This window comes from uncultured Salegentibacter sp., from assembly GCF_963972535.1.
Taxonomy (GTDB): Bacteria; Bacteroidota; Bacteroidia; order Flavobacteriales; family Flavobacteriaceae; genus Salegentibacter.
Genome location: NZ_CAXAVR010000148.1, coordinates 1 through 5,180 on the forward strand (window position 1 = coordinate 1; position 5,180 = coordinate 5,180).

A 5,180-nucleotide genomic window follows, 5' to 3' on the forward strand; every position below is an offset into this window, starting at 1 on the left:
AAAGAAGTTTTTGAAGGTTTTAAAGAGGAGATTAGAAAAGACCGCGCAGGTTTCTTAGCTGGGTTTGGCGATAAGTTTTACAATTATGATAAAAATAAAGATCGTACTAGTAAAGATCAAAAACATTACGATTGGAGTATTGCCTGCAAAGCTTCATCTAAAGCCACACTGGATTGTGTAGATTCTTTTGGATTAACAGATTTTAGAGAAGATCTAAAACAGTTTGATGTACCAACGCTAATAGTCCATGGCGATGATGATGAAATTGTGCCAATAGATATTGCCGGTAAGAAAAGTAAAGACCTGGTTAAGGATAATACTTTTGAAGTAATTAAAGGCGCACCACACGGCCTGGTGATGACGCACAAAAAGGAGTTTAATGAAATCTTATTACGCTTTTTAAAGAAATAGCATTATCACCTTATTAGAAAATAAAAAACCCCGCAATCGCGGGGTTTTTCTATATTTAAAAGAATCAAAGCTTATTTAGCAGATTTCATTCCTTCTTCGATCATTCCGTAGAACTGGTCAAGTTTAGGAAGAACTACAATTCTTGTTCTTCTGTTTTTTGCACGACCTTCAGCAGTTTCGTTAGTAGCTACAGGAACATAGTAACTTCTACCAGCGGCAGTCATTCTAGCTGGTGCTACACCAAACTCATCCTGAAGAATTCTAACTACAGAAGTAGCTCTTTTTACACTAAGATCCCAGTTATCTTCAAACATTGAAGTTTTGATAGCTTTATCATCAGTATGTCCTTCTACCATAAACTCGATGTCTGGCTTGTTTTTAACTACAGTAGCAACTTTACCAAGTACTTCTTTAGCACGGTCGGTTACATTGTATCTTCCACTGTCAAATAAAAGTTTGTCAGAAATAGAAACGTAAACTACACCTTTTTCAACATTTATTTCAATGTCTTCATCGGCCATATTACCCAAAGCACCTTTTAAGCTTGTTACAAGCGCTAAAGTTACAGAGTCTTTTTTGCTAATAGCATCACGCATACTCTGGATAGCAAGGTCTTTTTCTTTAATGCTTTCAAGAGAACGTTCAAGGTTTTCTGCTTCTTTCTTAGAAAGAGTGGCAAGGTCACCTACGTTGTTAAGCAATGCCGCGTTGGTATTGTTAAGTCTTGTGATTTGCTGGTTAAGGTTTTGTTTATCTTCTAAACACGCATTTAATTTAATGGTTGCAGTGTTTAGTTCATCCTGGGTTTGTTTTTGTTTTTCTTCCAGTTCAGCGTATTTCTTATTAGATACGCAAGAGGAAAACAAAAGAACGGCGGTTGCCGATAAAAGCATAATTCGTTTCATAATCTTGTAATTGTTATTAATGTTAGATGATTCAAAAGTATCAAAAAAAAGTAAAGCGGAAAAAGAAGCTTTACTATAAGTTTGAATACCTTTATTTTAATTTAGAAAATTCATTTTTGCCTAAACAAAAATAAGACCAAATAATAGATTTTACCTGATAATATTCAGAGTTTTTTGTAATTCCTCTTCGTTTTCTATGCATTTTTTGAAAATTACGGTAAAAAGCGGTATGCGCCTGCAGGATAGCATATAAATGTGAGAATTTCCCATTTATCAGAAACTTGATTCCCGCAATCCCATCCAGGATCATTCTCATAAATAAAATGCCGTAAACATTAGGAGTGGGCACATTTTTTAAAAGCATATATAAACTGTTTCTGAAATTGAAAAACGTCTTCCTGGGATTCATACTATCCAGGGTAGCACCACCCACGTGGTAAACGTTGGAAATTCCAGAAAATTTTATTTGATAGCCCAAATTATGGATTCGCCAACATAGATCTATTTCTTCCTGGTGGGCAAAAAAATCTTCATCGAGCGCACCGGCCTCCCAATAAACTGTATTTCTAATTGCAAAACAAGCACCGCTGGCCCAAAAAATAGGAGTATCGTCATTATACTGCCCGTGGTCTTCTTCTAAAGTATCAAAGATCCTCCCACGGCAAAATGGATAGCCATATTTGTCAATATAGCCGCCGGCTGCTCCTGCATATTCAAAGTAGTTTTTTCTTTTAAAATCAAGTATTTTTGGTTGGACTGCAGCCGTTTTAGGTTCGTTTTTAAAGATTTCAAGAATAGGGTTTAGCCAGTTTTTAGTAACTTCTACGTCACTATTTAGCAAGACAAAAATATCTTCGGATAAACCGGAAAGCGCATCGTTGTAACCTTTGGCGAATCCGCCGTTTTCCTTATTCTGAATAATTTTGACCTGCGGAAAATTTTCCTGTACAAATTCTACCGAATCATCTGTAGAAGCATTATCAGCTACGTAAATATTGGCACCTTCAGAAAAACGAATTACCGAAGGCAAAAACTGCTCCAGTAAACTGCGGCCATTCCAATTTAAGATTACTACTGCGGTGCTCATTGTTTTTCAGAAGTTTTAGAAGAAATATAATCGGGAATTTCAGGTAGAAAATGATATTTTTCTTCTTTGTAATCAAGTTTGCAGAAGTAATGCTGCAATCCGTTGGTAAGCATTAAATAATCGGCTTTTAAACTCAAATTATACCTGGCGATCTGGTCAAAAACTTCCTGGGTTATTTTAATATGTGGGGCTTTACATTCTATCACCACTTTTATTTTTCCGTCAGGATAAAAAACTACCGCATCATAGCGTTTAGTAAGCTTTCCAAGCTTGAGTTGCTTTTCAACGTTTATATGGTTTCTCGGGTAATTTTTATCTAAAGTAAGGAATTTAACCGCGTGTTGTCTTACCCATTCTTCGGGGGTTAAGACCACAAACTTTTTCCGGAGTTCATCAAAAACGGCTATTTTATTTTCACTATTTTTGAACCGAAAATTATACTTTGGAAAATTTAGCGCTAACATAGCCCAAAAGTAAGAAACAAAACCACAGCGCGGCAAGCTTCGGTTTAAATTTAAAAAATCCTTCAGGTTAATGGAAGAAGCAAAAGAGATTGTAAATAATATTCAAAATGGCAGTGTTTCGCCGCTTTACTTTTTAATGGGCGAAGAGCCTTATTATATAGACAGGATCTCAGATTTTATAGCGCAAAATTTACTGGCCGAAGAAGAAAAAGGCTTCAACCAAATTATAATGTATGGCCGCGATACCAGCGTAGACGAAATTATTAGCAATGCCAAGCGCTACCCAATGATGGCTGAAAGGCAGGTGATTATTGTAAAAGAAGCCCAGGACCTTTCCCGCACAATTGAAAATCTGGTTGCTTATGCCGAAAATCCGCAACCTACAACTACCCTGGTTTTTTGCTATAAATACAAAAGTCTTGATAAGCGGAAGAAACTTTCAAAAATCTTAAAGAAAAATGGGGTTTTGTTTGAAAGCAAACGCCTTTATGAAAACCAGGTGGCCGATTGGATTATGAAAACTCTGAAGGCAAGAAACTATACAATTTCACCCAAGGCAGCACAAATGCTGGTAGAATTTTTAGGAATAGATCTAGGTAAAATTGATAATGAATTAAATAAACTTCAGCTTATAACTCCGGAAGGGACTCAAATTACGCCCGAACTTATTGAGCAAAATATAGGAATAAGCAAGGATTTTAATAATTTTGAGTTGCGAAAAGCCATAGGTATGCGAGACTCCTTAAAGGCACACCGCATTGTAAATTACTTCGCGCAAAACCCGAAAGACAATCCTATGGTTGTTACTATTTCGCTTTTGTTTTCTTATTTCTCCCAAATTATGCAATATCACGGTCTGCCCGATAAATCTAAAGCCAACGTGGCCAAACAGCTAAAAGTACATCCTTATTTTGTAGGTGATTATGTTGCTGCTGCAAAAAATTATCCGATGAAAAAAGTGAGCCAGGTTATTGGCCTGCTGCACGAAAGTGATGTAAAAGGAAAAGGCGTGGGCGCGGTAAATATTTCTCACGGCGATTTACTTAAAGAATTAATGGTTAAGATATTAAACTAAAATGGGTAAAATAAATTCGTGGATTAGCGCTGCCAGGTTAAGGACTTTGCCATTATCGGTCTCGGGAATTATTGTTGGAACTACAATCGCTGTAGAACAGGGCATATTTAGTATTAGTATATTTAGTTTGGCGCTGGCCACAACTTTAGGTTTACAGGTGCTTTCAAATTTCGCCAACGATTATGGAGATGGGGTAAAAGGAACCGATAATGAAGATAGGGTAGGCCCGCAACGGGCCATACAAAGCGGACTTATTTCTCAAAAGGAAATGTTTCAGGGAATTGTAATCACTGCAATTGTTACCTTATTATTTGCTGTTTTACTTATTTATGCTGCTTTCGGGAAAGAAAATTTAGGTTATGCTTTATTTTTTTTCCTACTGGGAGTTGGGGCAATTGCTGCAGCCATAAAATATACAGTTGGTAAATCGGCTTACGGTTATCGTGGGCTGGGAGATGTTTTTGTGTTTATTTTCTTTGGTTTGGTTGCCGTTTACGGTTCTTATTTTTTATATGCACATCAATGGAACTGGTTAGTGATCCTTCCGTCATTCAGTATCGGTTTTTTAAGTATGGGGGTTTTAAATCTCAATAATATGAGAGATAGAATTTCTGATGAAAAAGCGGGAAAGAATACTCTTGTAGTGAAACTCGGCGCTAAAAATGCCAAAAACTATCATTATGCACTTATTCTGGGAGCCATACTTTGTTTGGTTTTATTCACCGTACTTACCCTGGAAAGTGTAAACGATTTTTTTTATCTGCCGGCTTTTATTCCTTTAATAATGCATCTTAAAAGAGTGGTAGAAAATGAAAATGCTACTTTACTAGATCCTGAACTTAAAATTTTAGCCCTTTCTACCTTTGCCACCGCTGTACTTTTTGGTTTAGGCCAGATATGGTAAGAAGTTTAACAAAATTATATATTTGGGCGTTTCTAACCTTTTTCAGCGAATCCTTAAATTAGGGCGAACATAAAAATTATATTATGAAAATCACGTATTACGGACAAAGTTGCTTCGGAATTAAAATAGCAGATATCAATGTTTTGGTAGATCCGTTCATTACCGGGAATGAACTGGCCAAAGATAAAATCAATATCAAAGACATTAAAGCTGATTATATTTTACTCACCCACGCACACCAGGATCATACTTTAGATGCTGAAGAAATTGCCAAAAATACAGGTGCTGTAATTGTGAGTAATTTTGAGATCGCAAATCATTACGAAGAAAAAGG

Annotated in this window: 7 protein-coding genes; 4 read left to right on the forward strand and 3 right to left on the reverse strand. The window is 36.3% G+C overall.

Annotated features, from left to right (window positions below; genetic code table 11):
• On the forward strand, positions 1–411 hold a 411-nt coding region (locus AACZ30_RS12725), incomplete at its 5' end, for an alpha/beta hydrolase (protein WP_339649783.1).
• Positions 412–482: 71 nt separating this feature from the next.
• Here AACZ30_RS12725 and AACZ30_RS12730 read toward each other — a convergent pair.
• The 3 genes from AACZ30_RS12730 to AACZ30_RS12740 form a co-directional block, all read right to left on the reverse strand.
• The gene (locus AACZ30_RS12730; RefSeq protein ID WP_208224766.1) at positions 483–1,316 is read right to left on the reverse strand and encodes an OmpA family protein; all 834 of its coding nucleotides are present in this window, start codon (positions 1,314–1,316) and stop codon (positions 483–485) included.
• Positions 1,317–1,407: 91 nt separating this feature from the next.
• Positions 1,408–2,403, reverse strand: a complete 996-nt coding sequence (locus tag AACZ30_RS12735) for a glycosyltransferase family 2 protein (protein ID WP_339649785.1) — start codon at positions 2,401–2,403, stop codon at positions 1,408–1,410.
• Positions 2,400–2,867, reverse strand: coding sequence for a type I restriction enzyme HsdR N-terminal domain-containing protein (locus tag AACZ30_RS12740; RefSeq protein WP_339649786.1), 468 nt, complete (start codon positions 2,865–2,867; stop codon positions 2,400–2,402). The genes AACZ30_RS12735 and AACZ30_RS12740 overlap by 4 nt, the downstream gene beginning before the upstream one ends.
• 70 nt (positions 2,868–2,937) lie before the next feature.
• Here AACZ30_RS12740 and holA point away from each other — a divergent pair, with 70 nt between their 5' ends.
• The 3 genes from holA to AACZ30_RS12755 form a co-directional block, all read left to right on the forward strand.
• Positions 2,938–3,942: a DNA polymerase III subunit delta gene (gene holA / locus AACZ30_RS12745; protein ID WP_339649788.1), complete on the forward strand. Its 1,005-nt coding sequence runs from the start codon at positions 2,938–2,940 to the stop codon at positions 3,940–3,942.
• A gap of 1 nt (position 3,943) precedes the next feature.
• Entirely contained in the window at positions 3,944–4,846 is a 903-nt protein-coding gene (gene menA, locus AACZ30_RS12750) for a 1,4-dihydroxy-2-naphthoate octaprenyltransferase (protein ID WP_339649790.1), read from the forward strand.
• An 83-nt stretch (positions 4,847–4,929) separates the two neighbouring features.
• Positions 4,930–5,180: MBL fold metallo-hydrolase (locus tag AACZ30_RS12755; RefSeq protein WP_339649793.1), on the forward strand; the 251-nt coding region annotated here is incomplete at its 3' end.